This window comes from Aeromonas sp. QDB31 (assembly GCF_027707605.1).
Classification (GTDB): domain Bacteria; phylum Pseudomonadota; class Gammaproteobacteria; order Enterobacterales; family Aeromonadaceae; genus Aeromonas; species Aeromonas media.
The window spans coordinates 57,868-82,462 of record NZ_JAPCIX010000008.1 but is presented as its reverse complement, the minus strand read 5'-3'; the positions used below and the strand labels follow the sequence as shown (position 1 = coordinate 82,462).

Here is a 24,595-nt window from a genome sequence, read left to right as displayed (position 1 = left end):
CTCCAGATCAGCACCATCATGCCAGCCGCATGATGGTGCCTCGTTTTATTCCCTTCCTCTTGTTAACCCGTGACCCGTTGCGCCCCCTGGCCCGGGATGGGGAACACCTTGTCATAGCTCCAGTTGTAAATGAAGGCATAGACCAAGTAGAACAGCACGAAACCCAGATCCAGCGCCAGCGCCTCCAGCAGGCCGATGTCGAGCCACCAGGACATTACCGGCAGTGCGACGACCAGCAAGCCCCCCTCGAAACCCAAGGTATGCAGCACCCGCTGCCACAGGCTCTTGTGGGTATGGCCCTGCAGGCGTAGCAGCAACCTGTCCACCCCGATGTTGTAGACATAGTTCCAGACGGTGGCGACTACCGAGAAGAACAGGGCAAGCGGGCCCATGTGGTTGAGACCGACGCCGGTGACCCAGCTTGCCAGGGGGGCGGCGATCAGCAGGCCAATCAATTCGAAGCCGATGGCGTGGCGCAGGCGGTCACGGGTATTACGCATCATCTGTCTCTCTATCTATCTCTTTCTGTGGATGGCGACCAATGTATCGCTATTATTCGATAGGTTCATGTTGGTATCTATCGTTAAAATAGATATAGCTAGGTCCAAGAGCAGAGCAGGAGCAGACGGATGACCCCTTCACTGGAACAATTCAAGGCGTTGCTGGCGGCGGCTGAGACGGGATCTTTCTCGGCGGCGGCGCGCCGGCTGGGCAAGGCGCAGTCGGTGGTGAGCACCGCCATTGCCAACCTGGAGATCGACCTCGGCCTCGAGTTGTTCGATCGCAGCGGCCGCTACCCGGTGCTGACCGAGGCGGGGGCCCGCATCAGCCAGGAGGCGGGGGTGCTGCTGGCCCAGAGTGAGCGGCTGCAAGCCATTGCCGGGGAGCTGGCCAGCGGCATAGAGTCGCGCCTGACGCTCGCCATCGACGATGACTCCCACCTGCCCTGGCTGGGGGCCCTGCTGGAGGAGTTCGCCAGCCGCTACCCGGTGGTGGAGCTGGAGCTGCTGTTCCCGCTGATGGAGGATGTGACCGAATTGCTCAAGAGCGGGCGGGCCCAGCTCGGCATCAGCTACCAGAAGGCGCACCCCGAGCGGGAGCTGGTTTCCCGCTCTCTGGGGAGCGTCGCCATGCCCCTGGTGGTCTCCCCGGATCATCCCTTGGCCCACAAGACACCGCTGCACGAGAGAGACCTGCAAGGGGCCCGCCAGCTGATGGTGACGGGGCGGCGGGAGGGCACGGAGCGCCATCGCTTTCGCCTCTCGTCCCAGGTGTGGTGGGTCGAGGGGGATCTCGGGATCCTGGAGCTGGTCAAGCTGGGGCTGGGCTGGTCTGCGGTGCCCGAGTTTCTGCTGCACCGGCCGCTGGCGCGAGGGGAGCTGGTGGTACTCAAGCCGGATTTCATGCCCCAGGCCGAGCTGGAGCTGGAGTTGCAGTGGTATCGCGCCCGCCCGCTCGGGCAGGCGGGGCGCTGGCTGAAGGAGGCCCTGCTGGCGCGGGTACCTCGTTAGCCGACCTTACTCGGTCAGGGAGTAGGGCAGGGGTTGCAGGGCAAGGCGGGAGCCTTCCTCCTGCTTGAGGCGGAAACTGGCATCGGCCTCGGTGTCTTTTGGCAGCACGGCGGTGAGCCACAGCTGGCCATCCTGCTGCCAGGCGTTCAGCACCATGCCGCTGCGCCGCCAGTTGTCACCGAGCTGGATCTCCAGGGTATCGCCGCTGGCAACGGGGCCACTGGCCTGCCCGGCCAGCACGAAGAGGGCGCGGTTGTTGGCACCGCGGTACTTCGCGCGCGCCACTATCTCCTGTCCCATGTAGCAGCCCTTGGTGAAGCTGATGCCGTCCAGGGCCTGCAGGTTCAGCATCTGGGGAATGTACTCACCCTGATGAACCGCCTCCAGGTGCGGGATGCCGGCCTTGATATCCAGACCCCACCAGAGTGATTCCTGTCCGACGGGCAAGCCGATATCGAGCGGTTGTTCGCTCACCAGCAACCATCGTTCGGCTTCCACCTTGACCGCCATGCCCCCCTCGACGAGGCCGGTCTCCTGAAGGCCGTATTGCGCGGCGATCCAGGTGTCTGTGCCCTGACCGGCCACGCCGACCGCCTGGCCCTGGAACTCGCCGATCTCGACCTTGGCGAACACCGCAAATTTCTTGAGCTCGGGCAACTGGCGCGCCAGCACCGACGGCTTGGTCAGCAGCAGCAGGCTCTCATCGAGGCAGAGCAGGCGAAAATCGCTCCACAGCTTGCCCTTGGGGTCGCAATGGCCACCGAGGGTGCTTTGGCCCGGTTGCAGGGTATTGACGTCGCAGGTGACCTGGCCTTGCAGATATTTCACGCGATCATTGCCGGTGAGGCGGGTGATGGCCAGATCGGTCAGGGGAAACAGGGTTGGCTCGGCAGGAAGAACAGGGGTCGGCAGGCTCACGATGGTATTCCAGAGACAGAAAGTATGTGACCTGCATGGTAAAGACGTAAGGAATGTTTGTCAGCCGGAAAATCCAGCTGCTACCATCCCCGGGTCTTTGTAAGGAGAGTTCCATGTTGAGCCCAATTGAAAAGTCCCGCCTGAAGTGGGCCTGCCGTCGCGGCATGCTCGAGCTGGATGTGATATTTATGCCCTTTTTCGAGCACGAGTTCGACTCCCTGAGCGAAGCACAGCAGCAGACCTTCATCCGCCTGCTGGAGTGCGAGGATCCTGAACTGTTCCGCTGGAGCATGGGCCACGGTGTGCCGAGCGATCCCGATTTCGCCGCCATGATCCCCCTGATCCTGGAGCGCAATCAGGCCCGTCATGATCGCCTGAGCTGATCCCCGATGCGGGTCCTGATGCCCGTCATCCCCTCCCGGCGGCAGCGCATGCTGCTGCTTGCCCTGTTTCTGCTGTTGCTCTGGCCGGTTGCCGCTCTGATCCATGGCTGGCAATGGGGGCTGTTTCTCCCCTGCTGGTTGCTGGGGCTCTGGCTGGCCTGGCGCCCTGTCATGCAGAGGGGCGATGCGCTCTGCTGGGACGGAGAGTGGCTGGAGTGGCAAGGCCGACGTCATCGGCTGGATGACCGCAGCCGTATCCTGCCCGGTGTGCTCTGGCTGAGGTTGCAGACAGAAGAGGGCGCCGAGCGCCGCCTCTGGCTCTTCTCCGATGCTCTGGCACCCGCGCATTACCGCGCCCTGGCCCGCGCCATCCACCTCGCCCTGCCCAAACCGCCAGATTCACCCCATAACAGATGACCCCGCCGGGGCGGGGTCATCTGATTGACGGTGGTGGGAGTCATTCACTCCCGATCCGGCGTCAGCACTGTCGGCTTGGGGTTTGCTTGCATGTCCGGGTAGTCGAGGTTGTAGTGCAACCCGCGGGACTCCTTGCGCTCCAGGGCACAGTTGACGATAAGCTCGGCCACCTGCAACAGGTTGCGCAGCTCCAGCAGGTTGTTGGAGACGCGGAAGTTGGCGTAGTACTCCTGCACCTCCTGCTTGAGCAGGTCGATACGGCGCTTGGCGCGCGCCAGCCGTTTGTTGGTGCGCACTATCCCCACGTAATCCCACATCATCAGCCGCAACTCGTGCCAGTTGTGCTGGATCACCACTTGTTCGTCCGAGTCATCCACCTGACTCTCGTCCCAGGCGGGTAGATGGGGTGGTTCCACGCTGGTCGGGAGCTTGGCCAGGATGTCGGCCCCCGCCTGATGGGCGTAGACCACGCATTCCAGCAGGGAGTTGGAGGCCATGCGGTTGGCGCCGTGCAGCCCGGTGTAGGTCACCTCGCCGATGGCGTAGAGGCCGGGGATGTCGGTCTGGCCGTTGTTGTCGATCATCACGCCGCCACAGGTGTAGTGGGCCGCCGGTACTATGGGCATCGCCTCTTTGGTGATGTCGATGCCCACCGCGAGACAGCGCTCATAAATGGTCGGGAAGTGCTTGATGATGAAGTCGGCCGGTTTGTGGCTGATGTCCAGATACATGCAGTCGGCCCCGAGTCGCTTCATCTCGTGGTCGATGGCGCGGGCGACGATATCACGGGGTGCCAGCTCGGCCCGCTCGTCAAACTCAGGCATGAAGCGGCTGCCATCGGGACGGCGCAGATAGGCCCCTTCCCCGCGCAACGCTTCGGTCAGCAGGAAGTTGGGGTCATCGGGATGGAACAGGCTGGTGGGATGGAACTGGTTGAACTCCAGGTTCGCCACCCGACAGCCAGCGCGCCACGCCATGGCGATGCCGTCCCCCGAGCTCACGTCCGGGTTTGAGGTGTACTGATACACCTTGGAGGCGCCGCCGGTGGCCAGTGCCACGAAGCGGGCGCGGATCACCTCGACCTGCTCGACGTTGCGATTCCAGACGTAGGCGCCGAGTACCCGGTTGCCTGGCAGGTCCAGCTTGCGGGTGGTAATGAGATCGACCGCGTTGAAGCGCTCCATCAACTGGATGTTGGGGTGGGCGCGTACCTGATCGATCAGGGTGAGCTGCACCGCCTTGCCGGTGGCGTCCGCCGCGTGGAAGATGCGGCGATGGCTGTGACCCCCTTCCCGGGTCAGGTGATAGTGGGATTCCCCCTCGGCATCCTCCTCCTGATCGAAGGGGACACCTTGCTGGATCAGCCACTGGATGGAGTCGCGGGCGTTGCGGGCGGTGAACTCCACCACGGCCGGGTCACACAACCCGGCGCCAGCGTTGAGCGTGTCGCTCACATGGGATTCGATGCTGTCGGTCTCGTCGAACACGGCAGCGATGCCTCCTTGCGCATAGAGAGTGGCCCCTTCACTGATGGGCCCCTTGCTCAGAACCAGGACTTTGGCCTGGTCTGCCAATCGCAACGCGAGGGACAGACCGGCGGCACCGCTGCCAATGATCAGTACGTCGCAAAGGTATTCAACACTTGCTTTCATAAGTATCATTGGCCTGGATTAAGAACTGGCCCCATGGTAGCCCAAGGGGGGTTGTGATGCAGCCTGCATCACATTTTTTTCAATGCAAGCGAACTTTCTCTGATTCCTCCTGTCTGAACTTGTGCGCTTAGAAGGGGCCGGAAAAGAAGAACGATAACCTGATGGGGGTTTTACGGCTCTGATGAGCGACCAGAATCTACTGGACGAACAGCTGGTTGAACGGGTCCAGCGTGGCGATAAAAATGCATTCAACCTGTTGGTAAGAAAATACCAGCATAAGGTGGTCAACCTGGTGGCCAGGTATGTCAACAATCCGGGCGATGTGCCGGATGTGGCGCAGGAGGCCTTTATCAAGGCTTACCGGGCGTTGCCGACATTCCGTGGCGAGAGTGCGTTTTACACTTGGTTGTATCGGATCGCCGTCAACACGGCCAAAAATTACCTGACCTCACAGGGGCGCAGACCGCCCAGCAGTGATGTCGAAGCGGACGAGGCTGAATATTATGGTGGTGGTGAAGCCCTGCAAGAAGTGGCCACCCCGGAAAATCTGGCGCTGACCGACGAGATCAAGCGTACCGTGTTTGCCGCCATAGAAGCCTTGCCAGAAGACTTGAGAACAGCGATCACCCTTCGTGAAATGGAAGGGCTGAGCTACGAAGAGATTGCGGAGATCATGGATTGCCCTGTGGGTACGGTGAGATCCCGTATCTTTCGGGCGAGGGAAGCAATCGATAAAAAGCTGCAACCTCTGATCGAGAATTAAACTGGGGAAAGACAGGCAAACTTATGGCAAATAAAGAGCAACTTTCAGCCCTGATGGATGGTGACCTCAGCGACATGGAGGTTCTGAACGAGCTGGGAACGGATCCCGCTCTGCAAGATACCTGGGCTCGTTACCATCTGATCGGTGATGCCATGCGGGGAGACCTGCCGGTCAATCTGCAACTGGATCTCAGTGACAGCATCATGCTGGCACTGGAAGACGAACCCGTCATACTGGCACCCAAGCCGGTGCAACCCGTTGTCCCCCAGGCGAAGCCTGCCGGCAAGGTAATACCTCTGGTCCGCCGGTTTGGCCAACAGATGGGGCAGTACGCCATTGCCGCATCGGTGGCCGCCGCCGTCATCTTCGGGGTGCAGCAGTATCAGGGCAGCGACGGCATGCCGGCCAACCCTGTGCTCAACACCATACCGGTCGGTGGCAGTGCGGCGCCAGTGAGCGTGCACTATCCCCAGGAGGGCAATCGTGCCACTCCTCGCCAGCAAGGCTTGAACGAGCAAGAGATGCAGGAGCAGCGTGAGCGTATCAACGCCTTCCTGCGAGACCATCAATTGCAACAGCGTCTGCTGCAAGACAAGCAGATTCAGGAATAACGCATCTTTAGGGATCAGACCGTGCGCCAGTCCAGCCTCATTCTGCTGGCCTCTCTCCTGCTGATTTGTGCCAAGGCCTCGGCCGACGATCTGTCGGCCGAGGCCTTGTTGCAGCAGATGCAGAGTGCCGTTTCGCAACAAAATTTTGAGTTGTCCATGGTCAAGGCCCGTCAGGGACGCCTCGAGCCCATTCGCTTCAGCCATGGGGTGATCGATGGCAAGGAGGTTGCTCATTTGAGCTACCTCGACGGCAAGGCGGTGGAGTACCTGCAACGCCAGAATGAATACACCTTCTTCGAGAACACCCACGAACCCTACACACTGAAGGGGGCGCGTTTTCCTGGCGTATGGTCGAGTCTGGTGAGGATGCCGCTGCCCCGGGTGCTGGAAAGCTATGACCCCGTGCTGGCCGGTCGTAGCCGGGTGGCCGGTCTGGTGGCGCAAGTCGTGAGACTGGTGCCCAAGGAGGCGGACAAGTACGGCTTTGTACTCTGGGTCGATGAGCAGAGTCATCTGCTGCTGCGGGTGGACATGGTGGACAAGGAAGGCAACCTGGTGGAGCAGGTGCTGGGGGTAGATCTGGACAGGCAGCCGGCGCCCGCGCCCTGGCTTGTCACCCTGGCCCGCAGCAAGCTGCCCGATGCGCTGGCATTGGAAGACGCCTATCCCGCTCCCCAGCAGACCCTGAACTGGCACCTGACCTGGCTGCCGGGTGGATTCAAGGTGCTCTCTCAGGACAGGCACCAGCTGGTCAGCACCAGCCTGCCGGTGGACTACATGATGCTGTCGGACGGCGTGGTGGATCTCTCCGTCTATGTCTCCCGGGTCGATCCCAAGCAGGCGGTGCGTCAGCAATTGATCCGCCAGGGGGCCACTTCGCTGGTGAGCTTCGTCAACGAGGTCGGCGTGGAGATCACCGTGGTCGGGGAAGTCCCTACCGAGACGGCCAAGCGCATCGCCGAGTCGGTGCAGCCGCTGGCCCGCAACGAGGCGGTTCAGTGAGGGGGCATCCGGCCACTTGCCGAACCGGGATGACCGTGCTGAGATCGGGTAAATCCATAGCCGTTCGTCTGGAGTCATCCTGTGAGTAACATGAGCGAAGAGCTGGCAACCGTGGTGGCCGTCGAGGGGGCTTTTGCCTGGGTGGAGTGCGAACGGCGCTCCGCCTGCAGCGGCTGCCATCAGCAGTCAAACTGCGGTACCGGCACCGTCGCCAAGGCCTTTCCCCTGAAGTCGCAGCGACTGCGGGTGGCGCTGACCGCCGAGGTCATGGTCGGTCAGCAAATCAGGCTTGGCATTCCCCAGGCGAGTATCCTGCGCGGCGCGGCCCTGGTTTATGTGCTGCCGCTGTTCTGCCTGCTACTCGGTGCCCTGCTTGGTCAGCTCTGGCTGGCGCCGCTGCTGTCAGCGGGGGAGGGCGTCACCATCCTCAGTTGCCTGCTCGGTGGCACCATCGGATTTTTACTGGTTCGTTACTTTTCTGCCCGGCTCGAGCAAGGGGAATATGGTCCCCGCATGCTCGGCGTGGTATTCAATACCCGTCACCTCTCCTGAGCGGCGTTACCCTTTTCTGGCTCCGTCGCCGCCGTTTTGGTGCCGAGGGCCCGCCAGACAAGGCGCTATTTCTGGTGCCCGCCGACTAAAGATTGGCCGTCGACCTGGTTATCCAGTAAAATCCTGCCCTCATATCCGACCCTAACTTAATTTTGAGTGATTCTTGCTCGATGAAACACATTCGTAACTTTTCGATTATTGCGCACATCGACCACGGTAAATCGACCCTGTCGGACCGTCTGATCCAGACTTGTGGCGGCCTGTCCGACCGCGAGATGCAGGCTCAGGTGCTTGACTCCATGGATCTGGAGCGCGAGCGCGGCATTACCATCAAAGCACAGAGTGTGACCCTGAACTACCAGGCACAAGACGGTAACACCTATCAGCTGAACTTTATCGACACCCCGGGCCACGTGGATTTCTCCTACGAGGTTTCTCGCTCCCTGGCGGCCTGTGAAGGGGCTCTGCTGGTGGTGGATGCCGGTCAGGGGGTTGAGGCACAGACTCTGGCCAACTGCTACACCGCCATGGAGATGGAGCTGGAAGTGGTGCCGATCCTGAACAAGATCGATCTGCCTGCCGCAGAACCCGAGCGGGTTGCGGAAGAGATCGAGGACATCGTCGGCATAGACGCGGTGGATGCGGTGCGCTGCTCCGCAAAGACCGGCCTGGGTGTCGATCTGGTGCTGGAAGAGATCGTGGCCCGTATCCCGGCACCGGAAGGTGACCCGGACGCCCCGCTGCAGGCGCTGATTATCGACTCCTGGTTCGACTCCTACCTGGGCGTCGTCTCCCTGGTGCGGATCAAGAACGGTTCGCTCAAGAAGAACGACAAGATCAAGGTGATGAGCACCGGTCAGGTGTGGGGCGTGGATCGCATCGGTATCTTCACCCCCAAGCAGGTGGACACCATGGGCCTGGGTTGCGGCGAGGTAGGTTGGGTTGTCTGCGGTATCAAGGACATCCACGGCGCCCCTGTGGGCGATACCCTGACCCAAGCCAAGAACGGTGCCGACAAGGCGCTGGCCGGCTTCAAGAAGGTGAAGCCGCAGGTCTATGCGGGTCTGTTCCCCATCTCCAGTGATGACTACGAGTCGTTCCGTGACGCCCTCGACAAGCTCTCCCTGAACGATGCCTCCCTGTTCTTCGAGCCGGAAAGCTCCACCGCGCTGGGCTTCGGCTTCCGTTGTGGCTTCCTCGGCATGCTGCACATGGAGATCATCCAGGAGCGTCTGGAGCGGGAATACGACCTGGACCTCATCACCACGGCACCGACCGTCGTGTATGAAATCGAGCTGAACAACGGCGAGACCATCCACATCGACAGCCCGGCTGCAATGCCTCCGGTCAACAACATCAAAGAGATGCGCGAGCCCATCGCCGAGTGCAACATCCTGCTGCCGCAAGAGTACATGGGCAACGTGATCACCCTCTGTATCGAGAAGCGTGGCGTGCAGACCAACATGGTCTATCACGGCAAGCAGGTGGCGCTGACCTATGAGATCCCGATGGCGGAAGTGGTGCTCGATTTCTTCGATCGCCTGAAATCCACCAGCCGCGGCTACGCCTCCCTGGATTACGGCTTCAAGCGCTTCGAGACCTCCGAGATGGTGCGCCTCGACATCATGATCAACGGTGAGCGCGTCGATGCCCTGGCCATCATCACCCACAAGGAGAACGCCCAGTATCGCGGTCGCCAGGTGGTGGAGAAGATGCGTGAGCTGATCCCGCGCCAGATGTTTGACATCGCGATTCAGGCCTCCATCGGTAACCAGATCATTGCCCGCAGCACGGTCAAGGCCCTGCGCAAGGACGTGACCGCCAAGTGCTACGGCGGTGACGTGAGCCGGAAGAAGAAGCTCTTGAACAAGCAGAAAGAAGGCAAGAAGCGGATGAAGTCCCTGGGCCGTGTCGACGTGCCGCAAGAGGCCTTCCTCGCCATTCTCCACGTCGGAAAGGATTAATCGATGGCAAGCACCTTTTCCCTGATCCTGGCCATTGTCACCCTGCTGACCGGCATCATCTGGACAGTCGACAAGCTGGTCTGGTCCAAGCAGCGGGCGGCCAAGATTGCGGCCGCACGTGCCAGCGCCGGCTCGAACATTGACGAGAAGACCCTGGCCAAGGTGGCCCCCATGCCGGTCTGGATCGAGCAGACCGGCGGTGTCTTCCCGGTCATCGCGCTGGTGCTGATCCTGCGTTCCTTCATCTTCGAGCCGTTCCAGATCCCGTCTGGTTCCATGATGCCCACCCTGTTGGTGGGCGACTTCATCCTAGTGGAGAAGTTCGCCTACGGCTTGCGTGATCCCGTGACCAACACCAAGTTCCTCGAGACGGGTTCTCCGGAGCGTGGCGACGTGGTGGTGTTCAAGTATCCGCTGGATACCCGGGTGGACTACATCAAGCGGGTGGTCGGCATGCCGGGCGATCGAGTGATCTATCGCAACAAGGAGCTGATGATCCGGCCCAAGTGCGAGGAGCAGGAAGGGAAAACGTGCCCGGGCTTCAAGAAGCTCGACGTCAAGTTCGAGCAACGGGGGGAGTTCAGTCAGATGGGGATCCCGCTGGATCGCTACACCGAACAGCTGGGAACCGTCTCTCACGAGACCCTGCGCAACCCTCTGATGCCGGACCTGGTGGATCGCTACTATCGCCAGCCCGGTACCTACCCGGATGAGTGGGTGGTGCCGGAAGGCCACTATTTCGTGATGGGTGACAACCGCGACAACAGTACCGACAGTCGTTTCTGGGGCTTCGTGCCCGAGCAGAACCTGGTAGGCAAGGCGGTCGCCATCTGGATCAGTTTCGAATTTGAGCGCGAGGAAGGATCCAGCTTGCCAGGCTGGGTGCCGACCGGTGTGCGCTTCAACCGCATTGGCGGAATCAAGTAAATGAATATCAAGATGAACAGACTGCAGTCCCGTCTCGGGCATGTCTTTCAGGATCAAGAGCTGCTGACCCGGGCGCTGACCCACCGCAGCGCCGGTTCCCGTCACAATGAGCGACTGGAATTTCTGGGGGACTCCATCCTGAGTCTGGTGATTGCCGATGATCTCTTCCACCGCTTCCCGCAAGCGGCGGAAGGGGATCTCAGCCGGATGCGCGCCACCCTGGTGCGGGAGAAGACGCTGGCCGAGCTCGGTCGGGAGTTTGACCTCGGGGATCACCTGATCCTGGGGCCCGGCGAGCTGAAAAGCGGCGGGTTCCGCCGCGAGTCGATCCTGGCCGACACGGTCGAGGCGGTGATCGGCGCCGTCTATCTGGATACCGATCTGGAGCGGGTGCGGGCCCTGTTGCTCGGCTGGTACGCCAGCCGCCTGGATGAGATTCGTCCCGGCATCGAGCAGAAGGATCCCAAGACCCGGCTGCAGGAAATTTTGCAGGGAAGCCGCAAATCCCTACCGACCTATACAGTGACCAACGTCAAGGGCGAAGCCCACAACCAGGAGTTCACCGTCCAGTGTGACGTGGATGGCCTGGATGGTCCGCTGGTCGGGGTCGGCACCAGCCGCCGCAAGGCCGAACAGGCCGCGGCGCAGCAAGCATTGGAAAAACTGTCATGACAGATACTACCTACTGCGGCTTTGTCGCCATCGTGGGCCGCCCCAACGTGGGCAAGTCCACCCTGCTCAACAAGCTGCTTGGCCAGAAGGTCAGCATCACCTCGAAGAAGCCCCAGACCACCCGTCACCGGATCCTGGGGATCGACACAGAGGATAACTACCAGACCATCTATGTGGATACCCCGGGTCTGCACATCGAAGAGAAGCGGGCCATCAACCGCCTGATGAACCGCGCCGCCACCAGTTCCCTGGGGGACGTGGCCATGGTGGTCTTCATGGTCGACGGTACCCACTGGACCAAGGACGACGAGATGGTGCTCGGCAAGTTGCGCCACCTCAAGTGCCCTGTGGTGCTGGCGGTCAACAAGATCGACAACGTCAAAGAGAAAGAAGATCTGCTGCCCCACCTGGAGTGGCTGGGCCAGCAGATGAACTTTGCCCACATCCTGCCCATCAGTGCCGAGAAGGGCACCAACGTGGAGAAGATCCGCGAGTGGGCCAAGCCGTTGCTGCCGGAGAACGTTCACTTCTTCCCGGAAGACTACGTGACCGACCGTTCGTCCCGCTTCATGGCCTCCGAGATTATCCGCGAGAAGCTGATGCGCTTCACTGGCGAGGAGCTGCCCTACTCGGTGACGGTGGAGATCGAGCGCTTCAAGGTGGAAGAGAATGGCCTCTACCACATCCATGGCCTGATCCTGGTGGAGCGCGATGGCCAGAAGAAGATGGTCATCGGCAACAAGGGCGAGAAGATCAAGACCATAGGTACGGAAGCGCGCCTCGACATGGAACGCCTGTTCCAGAACAAGGTGCACCTGGAGCTGTGGGTCAAGGTCAAGTCCGGCTGGGCCGATGACGAGCGTGCCCTGCGCAGTCTCGGTTACGGCGATGACTAAGCGGCGCTGACGGATTGCTGAACCCGGCTTTCGTCATCCACAGTCGGCCCTATCGTGAAACCAGCCAGCTGGTCGAGGTCTTCACCCAGGATAGCGGCCGATTTACCTTGGTGGCTCGCGGTTCCCGCGGGCCGCGCTCCCCTCTGAAGGGGCTGCTGCAACCCTTCACCCTGCTCACCATGAGCTGGCGTGGCAAGGGAGATCTCAAGAACCTCGCCCAGGTCGAATGCCCGGATCACTCCCTGCGACTCGGCGGCGATCGCCTCTTCTACGGCCTCTATCTCAACGAGCTGGTCTACTACCTACTCGAAGCCCATACCCCCTTCCCCGAGGTGTTCGATGCCTATGCCCGTGCCCTGATGGCGCTGGCGGACGGCGAGACGCCGGAGCTGCCACTGCGCCGCTTCGAGTTCCTGCTGCTGCAGGCGCTCGGTTATGCGGTGGATTTCGAATATGCCGCCGACGACGACACCCCGATCCAGCCCGATCTGCTCTACGGCTTCGAGCGGGAGCTCGGCTTTGTCGCTTGCGAGCGGGCGCCGGATCCCCGTACCCTGTTCCTCGGCGCCCACCTGCTGGCCTTCGCCGAAGGGCGATTCAATACCCCTCCCTTGCTGCAGGCGGCCAAGCGTTTCAGCCGGCTGGCGCTGCAGCCCTATCTTGGCAAGCGCCAGCTCAAGAGCCGGGAGCTGTTTTTAAAACGCAAAGCCAGCATGCAAGGCTGACACAGATTACAGACATATGGATAGTGGCGCGGAGTGATTCGCTGACCGCGCAGTCAACAGATGAAGAGTTTCAAGGAGTCCTCAATGAGTGAAATCTACCTGGGTGTGAACATCGACCATATCGCCACCCTGCGCAATGCCCGCGGCACCCAGTATCCGGATCCTGTCCAGGCCGCCTTCGTGGCCGAGCAGGCCGGTGCCGATGGCATTACGGTTCACCTGCGTGAAGATCGCCGCCACATCACCGACCGCGACGTGGAGATACTGCGCCAGACCATCCAGACCAGGATGAACCTGGAGATGGCGGTGACCGAGGAGATGATCGGCATCGCTTGCCGCATCAAGCCCCAGTTCGTCTGCCTGGTACCGGAGAAGCGCACCGAGGTGACCACTGAGGGCGGCCTGGACGTGGCGGGCCAGCTGGACAAGGTGACCGATGCGGTGACCCGCCTCGCCGCCGTCGGTGCCCAGGTGTCGCTCTTCATCGACGCCGACCCCATCCAGATCGATGCGGCCGCCGAGAGTGGTGCCCCCTTCATCGAGATCCACACCGGCCGCTATGCCGATGCCACCACGGATGCGGAGCGCAACGCCGAGTTCAAGCGCATCGCCGCCGGCGCCTCCTATGCCGCCGGCAAGGGCTTGAAGGTCAATGCCGGCCATGGCCTGCACTACCACAACGTCAAGGCCATCGCCGCCATTCCCGAGCTTTATGAGCTCAACATCGGTCACGCCATCATAGGCTGCGCCGCCTTCGACGGTCTGGCCAAGGCGGTCAGCGACATGCGCCTGCTGATGCAGGAAGCTCGTCAGGGGATCTGATACCCCCTGGGGATGAGACAGAAAGAGGGACGCCGCGGCGTCCCTCTTTCGTTGTCAGTGTCTCGTCCTGAATATGGTTTACACCTTTCCCCCAAATACCCAAATAAATGGAGAGCCCGATGGGACAAGGTGTGAAACGAACACAGCGCGATTACCCGCTGACTTTTAAACTGGCCTTGGCCGAGCGGATTGAAAAAGGTGAGCTGACCTATCTGCAGGCACAGACCCGTTATGGCATTCAGGGCAACTCGACCGTTCTGGTATGGTTGCGTAAACAGGGTTGGCAGGACTGGAGTCAGGGGGCTTCAGTGCGTCGGCAAGAGTACCACCATGCCTGACCCCAACACCCAGACTCCCGAACAACGCATCAAGGAACTCGAGCAGCAATTGGCGCTTATGAGCCAGAAGGCCCAGTTCTTTGAGGCCGTGGTCGATGTATTGAAGAGTGACTACGGCGTCACCAGCGTAAAAAAGCAACCCGGCAAGTTCCCTCACTGCGGCATGTCGACAGGCTGACCATTGTCAGGGCTTGCCGGTTTTTCGGGATAAACCGTCAGGCTTACTACAAATGCAATCGGGTGGCCGACCAACGCCATGTACAAGAACTACATGTGGTGGCTTCGCGCGCAAGGTGCGGCTTCGACAACCACGGGTGGGCACCTGCAAGCTGCATTATCTGCTGCAGGGTCAGGACGATGCCGGGCTGAAGACCGGGTGGGGCAGGCTGTTTCGGATATTGTCAGAGCAGCGCCTGCTGATGCAGCCCAAGCGGGCTTATCACAAGACCACCCACAGTTTTCACCGTTTCTACCGCCATCCCAACTTGCTCAAGGCGTGGCCGGAGCAAGTTACGCCGGTGGCCCCGGTACAGGTCTGGGTCGCGGATATCACCTAGCTGCCGGCTAGGATCGGCCGCTGTACCTGAGCCTTGTGACAGATGCCTATTCACGCAAGATATCTGGTCATCATGTGCACCAAGGGTTGCATGCCAAGTCGGTGGTAATGGCTTTCAGAAAGGCGCTGAAACAACAGCATGGCGGTGGGGAGCTCATCGATCACTCGGACCGCGGGGTGCAGTATTGCTCGGGCCAGTATCAATTGCTGCATGAGCGGCGTGGGGTACGATGTTCGATGACAGACGGATATGACTGTGACCAGAGTGCGTTGGCCGAGTGGGTAAACGGTATTTTGAAAGGAGAGCTGCTGTTGCAGAGCCCGCAGGACCTAGCGCATGCGCGGGATATGGTGCGTGAGGCGGTGGGTATTTACAATCTGGAGCGACCACATCAGGCCTTGAAATACAGAACCCCCGATGCAGTGCATCGGGGGTTCTGAGTCATGTGAAGCTAGACAAAAATGTGTAAACCCATTTCAGGACTAGACATCAATTTGCCGTATCGTCAGATGATCACGGTGGAGAAGCTGTGCTCCTCGTCTGGCGCCACAGTGATGCCGGCGTCAGCGGTGATGGCTGCTTCGACACAGAGCATGGTGCGGTAGCCGTCGTCGCTCATGTCGGCCATGGCGGTGGCCCCTTCCAGCCAGGGGGTCCAGACCACGACGCTGTCGTTGTTGCCACTCACCACTTTAGTGGTGCGATCGCCGTCCTTGACCATCACCATGGCCTCGGCTTGGTGGTAGACCCGATCAATGGCAGCTGTGAGCGTCAGAGCGCCCTGCTGCTGCCCATCCTGACCCGTCAGCTTGTCGGCATAAGGCTCACCCAGGCCGGTCACGTTGACGGCCTCTGGGCGGCTTATCTGCAGATAGGTGTGCAGGGCCGCATTGTAGGTGAGGGGCGTCTTGCCGGTATTGCGGGTGGTCAGCACCAGGGAAAGCTCCTTGCCCACCAGCACATCCAGCTCCAGCTCGAAGGCGTGGGGCCAGAGGGCTCGACTGGCGTCGGTGTCACGCAGAGACAGATGGACGAGGGTGCCATCCCCGTGATCGGAGACGCCATCCAGGGTCCACAGGCTGGTGCGGGCGAAGCCATGGGCCGGCTTGCCGCTGCCGACACGAGCGGGGGAGGGGCCGAACCAGGGCCAGCACAGGGGGATACCACCCCGGATCGGCTTGCTGCCATCCAGCACTGCCTTGTCGCTGAGCCAGAGCGAGGCGGGTTCGCCGTGGCGCTGGTAGCGCAGCACATGGGCGCCAAACAGGCTGATCTCGGCCTTGGCATGCTCGTTGTTGATGGTCAGCAGAGGCTGGCCATCCGCGGGGTGGCTGAGGGTACAGTGGGCTGTCAGAGTACGTGTCGGTTGCATGGAGACTCCTGTGCTCGCGCACATTCAAGAAAGAGGTCGGCAGGTCCAGAATACAAAAAGGCGGCCAATGGCCGCCTTTTTTCAAGCTACGCGATTGCGCATCCCAAATTACTTGGAGATGTGAGCGATCAGGTCCAGAACTTTGCTGGAGTAGCCCATTTCGTTGTCGTACCAGGATACAACTTTAACGAATTTGTCGTTCAGTGCGATACCAGCCTTGGCATCGAATACTGAGGTCTGACGCTCACCCAGGAAGTCGGTGGAAACCACTTGATCTTCGGTGTAGCCCAGCACGCCCTTCATGGAGCCTTCGGAGGCTGCTTTCATGGCTGCGCAGATTTCTGCGTAGGTGGCCGCTTTCTTCAGGTTGACGGTCAGGTCAACAACGGATACGTCCGGAGTCGGTACGCGGAAAGCCATACCGGTCAGTTTGCCGTTCAGTTCCGGGATAACAACGCCAACAGCCTTGGCAGCACCGGTAGAGGACGGGATGATGTTCTGAGCCGCACCGCGGCCACCGCGCCAGTCTTTGGCAGACGGACCATCAACGGTCTTCTGGGTAGCGGTGGTAGCGTGGACAGTGGTCATCAGGCCGGATTCGATACCGAAGGTATCGTTCAGAACCTTGGCGATCGGGGCCAAGCAGTTGGTGGTGCAGGAAGCGTTGGAAACGATGTCCTGGCCAGCGTAGGTAGAGTCGTTAACACCCATGACGAACATAGGGGTAGCGTCTTTGGACGGGCCGGTCAGTACGACTTTCTTGGCACCGGCAGCAATGTGCTTGCGAGCGGTGGCGTCGTCCAGGAACAGACCGGTAGCTTCGGCAACAACGTCAACACCGATGGCATCCCATTTCAGGTTTGCCGGGTCACGTTCAGCGGTAACACGTACGGTTTTGCCGTTGACGATCAGGTTGCCGTCTTTGACTTCAACGGTGCCCTTGAAGCGGCCGTGAGTGGAGTCGTACTTCAGCATGTAAGCCATGTAGTCAACGTCGATCAGATCGTTGATACCAACCACTTCGATGTCAGCACGCTCGGCGGCCAGACGGAAAACGAAACGACCGATACGGCCAAAACCGTTAATACCTACTTTGATAGTCATAATTGGTTACCTAACTGTTCAGTAGTCAAAGAAAATTCCGTTTGTAAATTTACTAGAACTCACCGGTGAGTCAACCAACAATCTGCGCGAAATTGCGCTATATCATGAAAAACTGTGAAATTTATTTTCGTTTTATGTAACTGGCTACCAACTTTTGTCGAATGCATCATCAGCGGATCCGGTCGCAGAGATCAACAATAGTGCCTGTCCGGTCACACATCAGGCCGGGGAGATATGTAAAAATGTGCGCGGTTTAGCATGGCCAAAGAGCCACTGTTCAAGTACCACCCATAAAAATTAATCACAAATAGTGTAGATAGAATCCACAGCGGGAATTCTCAAACTATGACCACCCTGATTGAACAGCTGGCTGCCGCCAAAGGTATCGCCAGTGAGTATGTTGATGCCTGGGGCCACCCGGCCCAGGTATCCGAAGAGAGCAAGGCCGCCATGCTGGGCGCCATGGGCTACCGCGTCGACGACGAGGCAGCCCTGACCGAACAGTTGGAGCAGGAGCACCGTCAGCACTGGTTGCGGCCTCTGGATCCCGTGATGGTAGTGCGCAGTGGCGACCCTCTTAGCCTCGAGGTTCGTCTGCCCATCGAGTTCGTCAACGACGCTCTCCACTGGCAGATAGAGCTGGAGCAGGGTGCCCTGTTGTCCGGCCAGCTGATCCCCATCGAAGGGGAACTGGTCGGCGTCGCCGAATTCGAAGAGATGGAGTGCCAGGCCTATCGGGTCGCGCTGGATGTGCAGCCGGAGCTCGGCTATCACCAGCTGGTGCTGCTGGAAGAGGGCAACGACGAGCCACTCGCCACCATGCGCCTCATCGTCGCGCCCAAGTCCTGCTACAAGCAGGCACCCATCGCGAATGGCCGCAAGGTGTGGGGTCCGAGCGTGCAGCTTTACTGCCTGCGCAGCCGCCACAACTGGGGCATGGGGGATTTCAGTGACCTCGGCCAGCTGGTCGAGAAAGCCGCCGCCTGGGGAGCCCATTTCGTGGGGCTGAACCCCATCCATGCCCTCTATCCTGCGAATCCCGAGAGTGCCAGCCCCTACAGCCCCTCTTCCCGTCGCTGGCTCAACGTGGCCTACATCAATGTGGAGGCTGTGCCGGAGTTTCTCGCCAACGATCGGCTCAAGGCCGATGTGGCGAGCCCGGCTTTCCAGCAGCATCTGGCCTCCCTGCGGGCCAAGGAGAACGTGGATTACACCGGCGTCATCCAGACCAAGATCGGCATGCTGCGCCAGGTGTTCGATGAGGCCAGGCTCAGCGCCGAGCGTCAGGCCGCCTTCGATGCCTTCGTGGTCGCCGGTGGCGACAGCCTGCAACAGCAGGCGGCGTTTGATGCCCTGCAGGCCCATTTCTATGGCAAGGGTGAGAATGCCTGGGGCTGGCCGGTCTGGCCGGATGCCTTCCGCGATTACCACAATCCCGAGGTGGCTGCCTGGATGGCCGAACACCAACAGGACGTGAATTTCTACCTCTATCTGCAGTTCCTGGCCGATGAGCAGCTGGCCCAGGCCGATGCCCGTGCCAAGGCCGCTGGCATGGTGATGGGGATCTATCGGGATCTGGCGGTGGGCGTCTCCGAAGGCTCCACCGAGATCTGGGCCAACCGGGATCTCTACTGTCCGAAAGCCTCGGTCGGTGCTCCCCCCGACATCCTGGGCCCCCTCGGTCAGAACTGGGGCCTGCCCCCGATGAATCCGAACCAGCTGTTCGAGGCGGCCTATCAGCCCATGGTGGATCTGTTCCGCGCCAACATGCGTGCCTGCGGCGCGCTGCGCATCGATCACGTGATGGCCTTGCTGCGCCTGTGGTGGGTACCGCCCGGAGCGTCCGCCGCCAAGGGCGCCTACATCTACTATCCGGTCAACGATCTGCTGGGGATACTTGCCCTCGAGTCCCACCGCAACCAGTGCCTGCTGATCGGTGAAGATCTCGGTACCGTGCCGGAAGGCATAGACGTCACCCTCAAAGAAAATGGCGTCCACTCCTACAAGGTGTTCTTCTTCGAGCGCTCCAAGGGGGACGGCGGCTTCATCTCTCCGGCGCACTATACCGAGCAGGCGATGTCGGCCCTGACCACCCACGACATGCCGACCCTCAAGGGCTTCTGGCATTGTGACGATCTGGCGCTGGGTCGCGAGCTGGGCCTGTACCCGGATGAAGAGGTACTCAAGACCCTGTATGCTGATCGCCACCAGGCCAAGCAGCGGATCCTTGACAGCCTGCATGCCCATGGGGTCATCTCTGGCAATATCAGCCATGACGTGAACTGGGTCGGGATGAACACCGAACTCAACCATGGCCTGCAACTGCACATGTCCCGCGGCAGCTGTGCCCTGTTCAGCACCCAGCTGGAAGACTGGTTGGAGATGGACAAGCCGGTCAACGTGCCGGGCACCAGTTACGAATACCCGAACTGGCGTCGCAAGCTTTCAAAGGATCTGGAAGATATTTTTGCCGATGAGGCGCTCAAGGCGCTGGCGGGCAAGATGAGCCAGGCCCGTGACGAGGCCAGTCGTTGAGCCCCTGCTGTCAACATGTGACTCACTTTCATCCGCTTCGGCCCAGGCCGGAGCGGATGTTCAGCCATGAAAGGAAATGTCGATGCCCGTTGAACGTTTGGTTGCCGCCCGCTGTGCCGATCCCTTCTCCCATTTAGGCCTGCTGGCCAATCCGGATGGGCCAGGCCTGAAACTGACGGCCTGGTTGCCCGATGCGCTCGAGGTCCGGGTCAGGGATCTCAAGTCAGGCAAGATAGTTGCCACCCTGACCTCCGCCGACGAAGCGGGCCTTTTTGAAACTGTTTTCACTCGCCGCAAGAATCCCTTTCCCTATCAGCTGATCGCCAGCTACCCCGATGCCAGTGCCGAATCCATCGACCCCTATCAATTCCAGACAGCCGCCTGGGAAGGTCTGGCAGAGCTGAGCTTCCAGCCGGAAAACCTCTACCACACCCTGGGCGCCCAACTGCGCACCGTGGAGCATCTCGGCCAGCGGGTGGCAGGGGTGCGCTTCGCCGTCTATGCGCCGAGCGCCACGGCGGTGAGCCTGATCGGCGATTTCAACTTCTGGGATGGCCGTCGCCACCCCATGCAGCGCAGCCAGTGTGGTCACTGGGTGCTGTTCGTGCCGGGCCTGAAGGCCGGGGATCGCTACAAGTTCGAGCTCAAAGACCCCATGGGCAACCGCCTGCCTCACAAGAGCGACCCGGTTGGCTTCTACTGCGAGCAGTATCCGTCGTTCGCCTCCGTCATCCACGACCACGAGCAGTACCAGTGGCAGGATGCCGCCTGGCGCGAGAGCCAGCGCAACGACAAGCGCGAGCAGCCACTCTCCATCTACGAGCTGCACGTGGGCTCCTGGAAGCGTCACCCCAACGGCGACAGCCTGAACTGGCGCGAGCTGGCGGTGGAACTGGTCAATTACGTCACCGAAATGGGGTACACCCACATCGAGCTGATGCCGGTCTCCGAGCACCCCTTCAGCGGCTCCTGGGGCTATCAGCCGGTGGGTATGTTCTCCCCCACCAGTCGCTACGGCAGTGCCGATGACTTCAAGTATTTCGTCGACGCCTGCCACCAGGCCGGCATCGGCGTCATCCTCGACTGGGTGCCGGCGCACTTCCCGGCCGATGCCCACGGTCTCGCCCGCTTCGACGGCACCCCGCTCTACGAGTACGAGGATCCGCGCCGTGGCTGGCATCCGGACTGGAACTCCTACATCTACGATTTCGGTCGCAACAACGTGCGCCAGTTCCTGGTGGCGAGCGCCCTGTTCTGGCTCGACAAGTTCCACATCGACGGCCTGCGGGTGGATGCGGTGGCCTCCATGCTCTATCTGGACTATTCGCGCAACGCCGGTGAGTGGGTGCCGAACGTCGACGGGGGCAACCACAACTACGAGGCGATCAGCCTGCTCAAGTGGACCAACGAGGAGGTCTACGGCAAGTATCCCCACACCATGACCATCGCCGAGGAGTCCACCGCCTTTGCGGGGGTCTCCAAACCCACCTTCCTCGGTGGCCTCGGGTTTGGCTTCAAGTGGAATATGGGCTGGATGCACGACACCCTGAGCTACATGCAGAAGGAGCCGATCCACCGCCGCTATCACCACAACGAGATGACCTTCTCCATGGTTTATCACTATGACGAGAACTTCATCCTGGCCCTGTCCCACGACGAGGTGGTGCACGGCAAGCACTCCCTGCTCTACAAGATGCCCGGTGACGAGTGGCAGCAGGCCGCGAACCTGCGGGCCTACATGGGCTTCATGTATGGCCATCCGGGCAAGAAGCTCAACTTCATGGGTACCGAGATCGCCCAGAGCAACGAGTGGAATCACGATGCCCAGCTGCCGTGGCACCTGCTGCAATTCCCCAAGCACGGCGGCCAGCAACGGCTGATCCGCGATCTCAACCGGCTCTATCGTCATGAAGCTGCCTTGTATCAGGCGGATTATGAGCAGAGCGGTTTCCGCTGGCTGGATCACAACGACGCCGACAACAGCATCTTCGCCTGGCTGCGCGCCGACAAGCAGGGGGCCAATCCGCTGATGGTGGCCTCCAACTTCACCCCGGTGCCGCGCCTTGCCTATCGCCTCGGGGTGCCGACGGCGGGTCGCTATGCCGTGGTGCTCAACACCGATAGCGAGCATTACTGGGGCAGCAACTATGATGTGGGTTTGACCCTGGTCGCCGAGCCGACCCCCTGGCAGGGGATGGTGCACAGCATAGTGCTGGACTTGCCGCCGCTCGCGACCTTGTTCATCAAACAGGAGTCCTGATGTTTGTAATGGAAAATGGGGTGGACTACCCGCTGGGGGCCCGGCTCGACGAGGCCGGCTGCCACTTCTGCGTCTGGGCCCCCCAATCGGACAAGGTGGAACTCTGTCTGTTCGACGAGCAGGAGCAGGAGCTGGTCCGGCTGGCCCTGCCCGGCCAGCGCGGTCAATACCGCTTCGGTTATGTGCGCGGGGTGCGGGCCGGTCAGCGTTACGGTTACCGGGTTCATGGCACGCCCCAGGAGGGTATGCTGTTCGACCCCGACAAGCTGTTGATCGACCCCTATGCCAGGGCGCTCAGCCGGGCGACCCGTTGGGATGACGACCTCTATCAGGGGGACAGCGCGGCCATGGTGGCCAAGTCGGTGGTGGTGGACGATGCCTTCGACTGGCAGGGGATCGGCAAGCCTGGCATCCTGCCCGAGCGGGTCGTGCTCTACGAGACCCACGTCAAGGGCTTCACCCGTCAGCATCCCGGGGTGCCCGAGGCGCTGCGGGGCACCTACCTCGGCGTCAGCCATCCGCTGATGATCGAACACCTGCTGTCGCTGGGGGTCACCTCGGTGCAGCTGATGCCGGTGGCCGCCTTCATGTCGGAGCCTCGGCTGGAACAGCTTGGGCTGACCAACTACTGGGGCTACAACCCCATTGCCTTCTTCGCCCCGGAGCCTCGTTATGGCGCGGGAGAGGCAGTGACCGAGTTCAAGACCATGGTGCGCGAGCTGCACCGTGCCGGGCTCGAGGTGATATTGGATGTGGTCTACAACCACACCGCCGAATCCGGTGCCGATGGCCCCATGCTGTCGCTCAAAGGGTTCGACAACGCGGGTTACTACGCCTTCGAGACCGGGGCCCATGGCCCGGACTATCACCGTCACGCCAACGTCACCGGCTGTGGCAACAGCGTCAATCTGGATCACCCCAACAGCCTGCGACTGGTGCTCGATGCCCTGCGCTACTGGGTCACCGAGATGCAGGTGGATGGTTTCCGCTTCGATCTCGCGGTCACTCTGGCGCGGGAGGCGGGGGAGTTCGATCCCATGAGCGCCTTCTTCAAGGCCATGCTGGCGGATCCCGTGCTGGCGCGGGTGCGGCTGATCGCCGAACCCTGGGATATCGGCCCCTTCGGCTATCGCCTCGGCCAGTTTCCGAGCCAGTGGCTGGAGATCAATGACCGCTATCGCGATACCGTTCGCGCCTTCTGGCGCGGGGATGCGGGCAAGATGGGGGACTTTGCCACCCGGCTGGCTGGGTCGCGGGATCTCTTCCCGAAGAACTGGCGCTCCCCCCACACCAGCGTCAACTACCTCTGCTATCACGACGGCTTCACCCTGGAGGATCTGGTCTCCTACAATCAGCGCCACAACCAGGCCAACGGCGAAGACAACAGAGACGGCCACGGCAACAATCTCTCTTACAACCACGGGGTGGAAGGGCCGACCCTGGACCCCAGAGTGAACAACCTGCGTCAGCAGCAGAAGCGCAACCTCATCGCCACCCTGCTGCTCTCCCAGGGCACGCCCCACTTCCTGGCCGGGGACGAGATGGGTCGCAGCCAGCTTGGCAACAACAACGCCTATTGCCAGGACAACCAGATAAGCTGGGTCAACTGGCAGTTGCGGCCGGAGGATGAACGGCTGCTCGCCTTCACCCGCCAGATGATGGCGCTGCGGGCGGAGTCCGGGGTCTTCGCCAACCTGCAACTCAGTGACGATGAGTGGAATGGCAAGGCGACCAGCTGTCACAGCGTCAACTGGTATCACCCCGATGGCCATCAGCTCACCGATCAGGACTGGCACGCCCCCATGGGGCAGGCGTTCGCCATGGACATCGGCATGCTGACGTGCGGTGGGGAGCGCTGGTATGTGCTGTTCAACGCCAGCGACTACGACATCCAGTTCCGCCTGCCGCCGCCGGGGGAGGGGCTGGAATGGATCCAGACCATAGACACCGCCACCAACGACGGCCTGCCATTCCTGCCTGACGACATCAAGCGGCAGGTGGCGGTCGGGCGCGCCCACTCCCTCAAACTGCTGGAGCGGGTCGCGCTGCCGGCGGTGGCGCTTGCCAAGGAAGGGGTGGTCGCCACGCCGGATGTTGCCGCCGTGTTGCCAACGGGATCACAGTTCCCGCTGGCGGGGTAGAGTCGGGGCGCCCTAGTGGGTATGCTGGGCGCCGTGATAAAAGGCAAGGAGTCAGTATGAAGGGCAACAATCCCGAGCAATGGCGCAGCAAGTTGAGTGCCGAACAGTTTCACGTTTGCTGGGAGAAGGGCACAGAGCGCCCTTACAGTGGCGCCCTGCTGCACAATCGCAAGAGCGGTGACTACCTCTGCGTCTGCTGCAAGAGCGTACTGTTCCATGCGGATGCCAAGTTTGACTCCGGCTGCGGCTGGCCCTCGTTCGATCGGGCCATCGAGGGGACAGTGACCTACACCGAAGATGGCAGCCACGGCATGAAGCGGGTGGAGATCACTTGCAGCCAGTGTGGTTCCCATCTGGGGCACGTCTTCCCGGATGGGCCGACCGAGACCGGCCAGCGTTACTGTGTCAACAGCCTGAGCCTGGACTTCGAACCCACCCCAGACCCCTGAGATCCCCCAGGATGAAAAATGGCG

Annotated in this window: 22 protein-coding genes and 1 pseudogene; 18 read left to right on the top strand and 5 right to left on the bottom strand. The window is 61.1% G+C overall.

Annotation, left to right across the window (positions count from 1 at the left end):
- Positions 1 to 62: 62 nt before the first annotated feature.
- The gene (locus tag PG898_RS10595) at positions 63 to 500 is read right to left on the bottom strand and encodes a PACE efflux transporter (protein ID WP_182788989.1); all 438 of its coding nucleotides are present in this window, start codon (positions 498 to 500) and stop codon (positions 63 to 65) included.
- A gap of 129 nt (positions 501 to 629) precedes the next feature.
- On the opposite strand from PG898_RS10595, the gene PG898_RS10590 reads away from it, so the two are divergent.
- Positions 630 to 1,511 (top strand): LysR family transcriptional regulator, encoded by an 882-nt coding sequence (locus PG898_RS10590; RefSeq protein ID WP_270824098.1) that lies wholly within the window; start codon positions 630 to 632, stop codon positions 1,509 to 1,511.
- Between the two features lie 6 nt (positions 1,512 to 1,517).
- Here the strand turns inward: PG898_RS10590 and ygfZ are convergent, their stop codons facing one another.
- Positions 1,518 to 2,423, bottom strand: a complete 906-nt coding sequence (ygfZ, locus tag PG898_RS10585; protein ID WP_152565375.1) for a tRNA-modifying protein YgfZ — start codon at positions 2,421 to 2,423, stop codon at positions 1,518 to 1,520.
- A gap of 119 nt (positions 2,424 to 2,542) precedes the next feature.
- Here ygfZ and PG898_RS10580 point away from each other — a divergent pair, with 119 nt between their 5' ends.
- Positions 2,543 to 2,812, top strand: coding sequence for an FAD assembly factor SdhE (locus PG898_RS10580; RefSeq protein WP_041205030.1), 270 nt, complete (start codon positions 2,543 to 2,545; stop codon positions 2,810 to 2,812).
- An 18-nt stretch (positions 2,813 to 2,830) separates the two neighbouring features.
- Positions 2,831 to 3,229: a protein YgfX gene (locus PG898_RS10575; RefSeq protein WP_270824149.1), complete on the top strand. Its 399-nt coding sequence runs from the start codon at positions 2,831 to 2,833 to the stop codon at positions 3,227 to 3,229.
- Positions 3,230 to 3,273: 44 nt separating this feature from the next.
- Here the strand turns inward: PG898_RS10575 and nadB are convergent, their stop codons facing one another.
- On the bottom strand, positions 3,274 to 4,881 hold the full coding sequence (gene nadB, locus PG898_RS10570) for an L-aspartate oxidase (protein WP_005332793.1): 1,608 nt from the start codon (positions 4,879 to 4,881) through the stop codon (positions 3,274 to 3,276).
- Positions 4,882 to 5,062: 181 nt separating this feature from the next.
- Here nadB and rpoE point away from each other — a divergent pair, with 181 nt between their 5' ends.
- The 11 genes and pseudogenes from rpoE (at position 5,063) to PG898_RS10515 (ending at position 15,150) form a co-directional block, all read left to right on the top strand.
- Positions 5,063 to 5,644 carry an RNA polymerase sigma factor RpoE gene (gene rpoE / locus PG898_RS10565; RefSeq protein WP_005332791.1) on the top strand — a complete coding sequence of 194 codons (582 nt, stop codon included), beginning with the start codon at positions 5,063 to 5,065 and terminating at the stop codon, positions 5,642 to 5,644.
- A gap of 23 nt (positions 5,645 to 5,667) precedes the next feature.
- Complete coding sequence (locus PG898_RS10560; RefSeq protein ID WP_270824097.1) at positions 5,668 to 6,255, top strand: RseA family anti-sigma factor; 588 nt, start codon at positions 5,668 to 5,670, stop codon at positions 6,253 to 6,255.
- A gap of 21 nt (positions 6,256 to 6,276) precedes the next feature.
- Complete coding sequence (locus PG898_RS10555; RefSeq protein WP_043128421.1) at positions 6,277 to 7,257, top strand: MucB/RseB C-terminal domain-containing protein; 981 nt, start codon at positions 6,277 to 6,279, stop codon at positions 7,255 to 7,257.
- A gap of 90 nt (positions 7,258 to 7,347) precedes the next feature.
- Positions 7,348 to 7,809, top strand: a complete 462-nt coding sequence (locus tag PG898_RS10550) for a SoxR reducing system RseC family protein (protein ID WP_270824148.1) — start codon at positions 7,348 to 7,350, stop codon at positions 7,807 to 7,809.
- 170 nt (positions 7,810 to 7,979) lie between these two features.
- Entirely contained in the window at positions 7,980 to 9,773 is a 1,794-nt protein-coding gene (gene lepA / locus PG898_RS10545) for a translation elongation factor 4 (protein WP_025328260.1), read from the top strand.
- A gap of 3 nt (positions 9,774 to 9,776) precedes the next feature.
- Complete coding sequence (lepB, locus tag PG898_RS10540) at positions 9,777 to 10,700, top strand: signal peptidase I (protein WP_005332782.1); 924 nt, start codon at positions 9,777 to 9,779, stop codon at positions 10,698 to 10,700.
- On the top strand, positions 10,701 to 11,372 hold the full coding sequence (gene rnc / locus PG898_RS10535; protein ID WP_043128419.1) for a ribonuclease III: 672 nt from the start codon (positions 10,701 to 10,703) through the stop codon (positions 11,370 to 11,372).
- Complete coding sequence (gene era, locus PG898_RS10530) at positions 11,369 to 12,268, top strand: GTPase Era (RefSeq protein ID WP_043128418.1); 900 nt, start codon at positions 11,369 to 11,371, stop codon at positions 12,266 to 12,268. Before rnc ends, era begins: the two co-directional genes overlap by 4 nt.
- 14 nt (positions 12,269 to 12,282) lie before the next feature.
- Positions 12,283 to 12,993, top strand: a complete 711-nt coding sequence (gene recO, locus PG898_RS10525) for a DNA repair protein RecO (RefSeq protein WP_270824096.1) — start codon at positions 12,283 to 12,285, stop codon at positions 12,991 to 12,993.
- A gap of 84 nt (positions 12,994 to 13,077) precedes the next feature.
- Positions 13,078 to 13,815, top strand: coding sequence for a pyridoxine 5'-phosphate synthase (pdxJ, locus tag PG898_RS10520; protein WP_270824095.1), 738 nt, complete (start codon positions 13,078 to 13,080; stop codon positions 13,813 to 13,815).
- A gap of 119 nt (positions 13,816 to 13,934) precedes the next feature.
- Positions 13,935 to 15,150 (top strand): annotated as a pseudogene (locus PG898_RS10515) (IS3 family transposase).
- 65 nt (positions 15,151 to 15,215) lie between these two features.
- On the opposite strand, the gene PG898_RS10510 reads toward PG898_RS10515, so the two are convergent.
- Together PG898_RS10510 and gap are read right to left on the bottom strand one after the other, a co-directional pair.
- On the bottom strand, positions 15,216 to 16,082 hold the full coding sequence (locus PG898_RS10510) for a D-hexose-6-phosphate mutarotase (RefSeq protein WP_270824094.1): 867 nt from the start codon (positions 16,080 to 16,082) through the stop codon (positions 15,216 to 15,218).
- Between the two features lie 108 nt (positions 16,083 to 16,190).
- Positions 16,191 to 17,186, bottom strand: a complete 996-nt coding sequence (gene gap, locus PG898_RS10505; protein ID WP_005324581.1) for a type I glyceraldehyde-3-phosphate dehydrogenase — start codon at positions 17,184 to 17,186, stop codon at positions 16,191 to 16,193.
- Positions 17,187 to 17,531: 345 nt separating this feature from the next.
- Here gap and malQ point away from each other — a divergent pair, with 345 nt between their 5' ends.
- The 4 genes from malQ to msrB all read left to right on the top strand — a co-directional run bounded on the left by malQ (position 17,532) and on the right by msrB (position 24,571).
- Complete coding sequence (malQ, locus tag PG898_RS10500) at positions 17,532 to 19,721, top strand: 4-alpha-glucanotransferase (protein ID WP_270824093.1); 2,190 nt, start codon at positions 17,532 to 17,534, stop codon at positions 19,719 to 19,721.
- An 82-nt stretch (positions 19,722 to 19,803) separates the two neighbouring features.
- Positions 19,804 to 21,981 carry a 1,4-alpha-glucan branching protein GlgB gene (glgB, locus tag PG898_RS10495; protein ID WP_270824092.1) on the top strand — a complete coding sequence of 726 codons (2,178 nt, stop codon included), beginning with the start codon at positions 19,804 to 19,806 and terminating at the stop codon, positions 21,979 to 21,981.
- On the top strand, positions 21,981 to 24,122 hold the full coding sequence (gene glgX / locus PG898_RS10490) for a glycogen debranching protein GlgX (protein WP_182787616.1): 2,142 nt from the start codon (positions 21,981 to 21,983) through the stop codon (positions 24,120 to 24,122). Before glgB ends, glgX begins: the two co-directional genes overlap by 1 nt.
- 56 nt (positions 24,123 to 24,178) lie before the next feature.
- On the top strand, positions 24,179 to 24,571 hold the full coding sequence (msrB, locus tag PG898_RS10485) for a peptide-methionine (R)-S-oxide reductase MsrB (RefSeq protein ID WP_171272597.1): 393 nt from the start codon (positions 24,179 to 24,181) through the stop codon (positions 24,569 to 24,571).
- The last annotated feature ends 24 nt before the right edge of the window (positions 24,572 to 24,595 follow it).

Excerpts from the sequence above, each read along its gene's own strand:
- PG898_RS10510 (WP_270824094.1), bottom strand. The coding sequence starts at position 16,082 with ATGCAACCGACACGTACTCTGACAGCCCACTGTACCCTCAGCCACCCC.
- glgX (WP_182787616.1), top strand. The coding sequence starts at position 21,981 with ATGTTTGTAATGGAAAATGGGGTGGACTACCCGCTGGGGGCCCGGCTC.
- PG898_RS10575 (WP_270824149.1), top strand. The coding sequence starts at position 2,831 with ATGCCCGTCATCCCCTCCCGGCGGCAGCGCATGCTGCTGCTTGCCCTG.
- PG898_RS10550 (WP_270824148.1), top strand. The coding sequence starts at position 7,348 with ATGAGCGAAGAGCTGGCAACCGTGGTGGCCGTCGAGGGGGCTTTTGCC.
- rpoE (WP_005332791.1), top strand. The coding sequence starts at position 5,063 with ATGAGCGACCAGAATCTACTGGACGAACAGCTGGTTGAACGGGTCCAG.
- rnc (WP_043128419.1), top strand. The coding sequence starts at position 10,701 with ATGAATATCAAGATGAACAGACTGCAGTCCCGTCTCGGGCATGTCTTT.
- gap (WP_005324581.1), bottom strand. The coding sequence starts at position 17,186 with ATGACTATCAAAGTAGGTATTAACGGTTTTGGCCGTATCGGTCGTTTC.
- msrB (WP_171272597.1), top strand. The coding sequence starts at position 24,179 with ATGAAGGGCAACAATCCCGAGCAATGGCGCAGCAAGTTGAGTGCCGAA.
- PG898_RS10580 (WP_041205030.1), top strand. The coding sequence starts at position 2,543 with ATGTTGAGCCCAATTGAAAAGTCCCGCCTGAAGTGGGCCTGCCGTCGC.
- PG898_RS10590 (WP_270824098.1), top strand. The coding sequence starts at position 630 with ATGACCCCTTCACTGGAACAATTCAAGGCGTTGCTGGCGGCGGCTGAG.
- malQ (WP_270824093.1), top strand. The coding sequence starts at position 17,532 with ATGACCACCCTGATTGAACAGCTGGCTGCCGCCAAAGGTATCGCCAGT.
- nadB (WP_005332793.1), bottom strand. The coding sequence starts at position 4,881 with ATGAAAGCAAGTGTTGAATACCTTTGCGACGTACTGATCATTGGCAGC.
- PG898_RS10595 (WP_182788989.1), bottom strand. The coding sequence starts at position 500 with ATGCGTAATACCCGTGACCGCCTGCGCCACGCCATCGGCTTCGAATTG.
- glgB (WP_270824092.1), top strand. The coding sequence starts at position 19,804 with ATGCCCGTTGAACGTTTGGTTGCCGCCCGCTGTGCCGATCCCTTCTCC.
- PG898_RS10560 (WP_270824097.1), top strand. The coding sequence starts at position 5,668 with ATGGCAAATAAAGAGCAACTTTCAGCCCTGATGGATGGTGACCTCAGC.
- era (WP_043128418.1), top strand. The coding sequence starts at position 11,369 with ATGACAGATACTACCTACTGCGGCTTTGTCGCCATCGTGGGCCGCCCC.
- lepA (WP_025328260.1), top strand. The coding sequence starts at position 7,980 with ATGAAACACATTCGTAACTTTTCGATTATTGCGCACATCGACCACGGT.
- lepB (WP_005332782.1), top strand. The coding sequence starts at position 9,777 with ATGGCAAGCACCTTTTCCCTGATCCTGGCCATTGTCACCCTGCTGACC.
- pdxJ (WP_270824095.1), top strand. The coding sequence starts at position 13,078 with ATGAGTGAAATCTACCTGGGTGTGAACATCGACCATATCGCCACCCTG.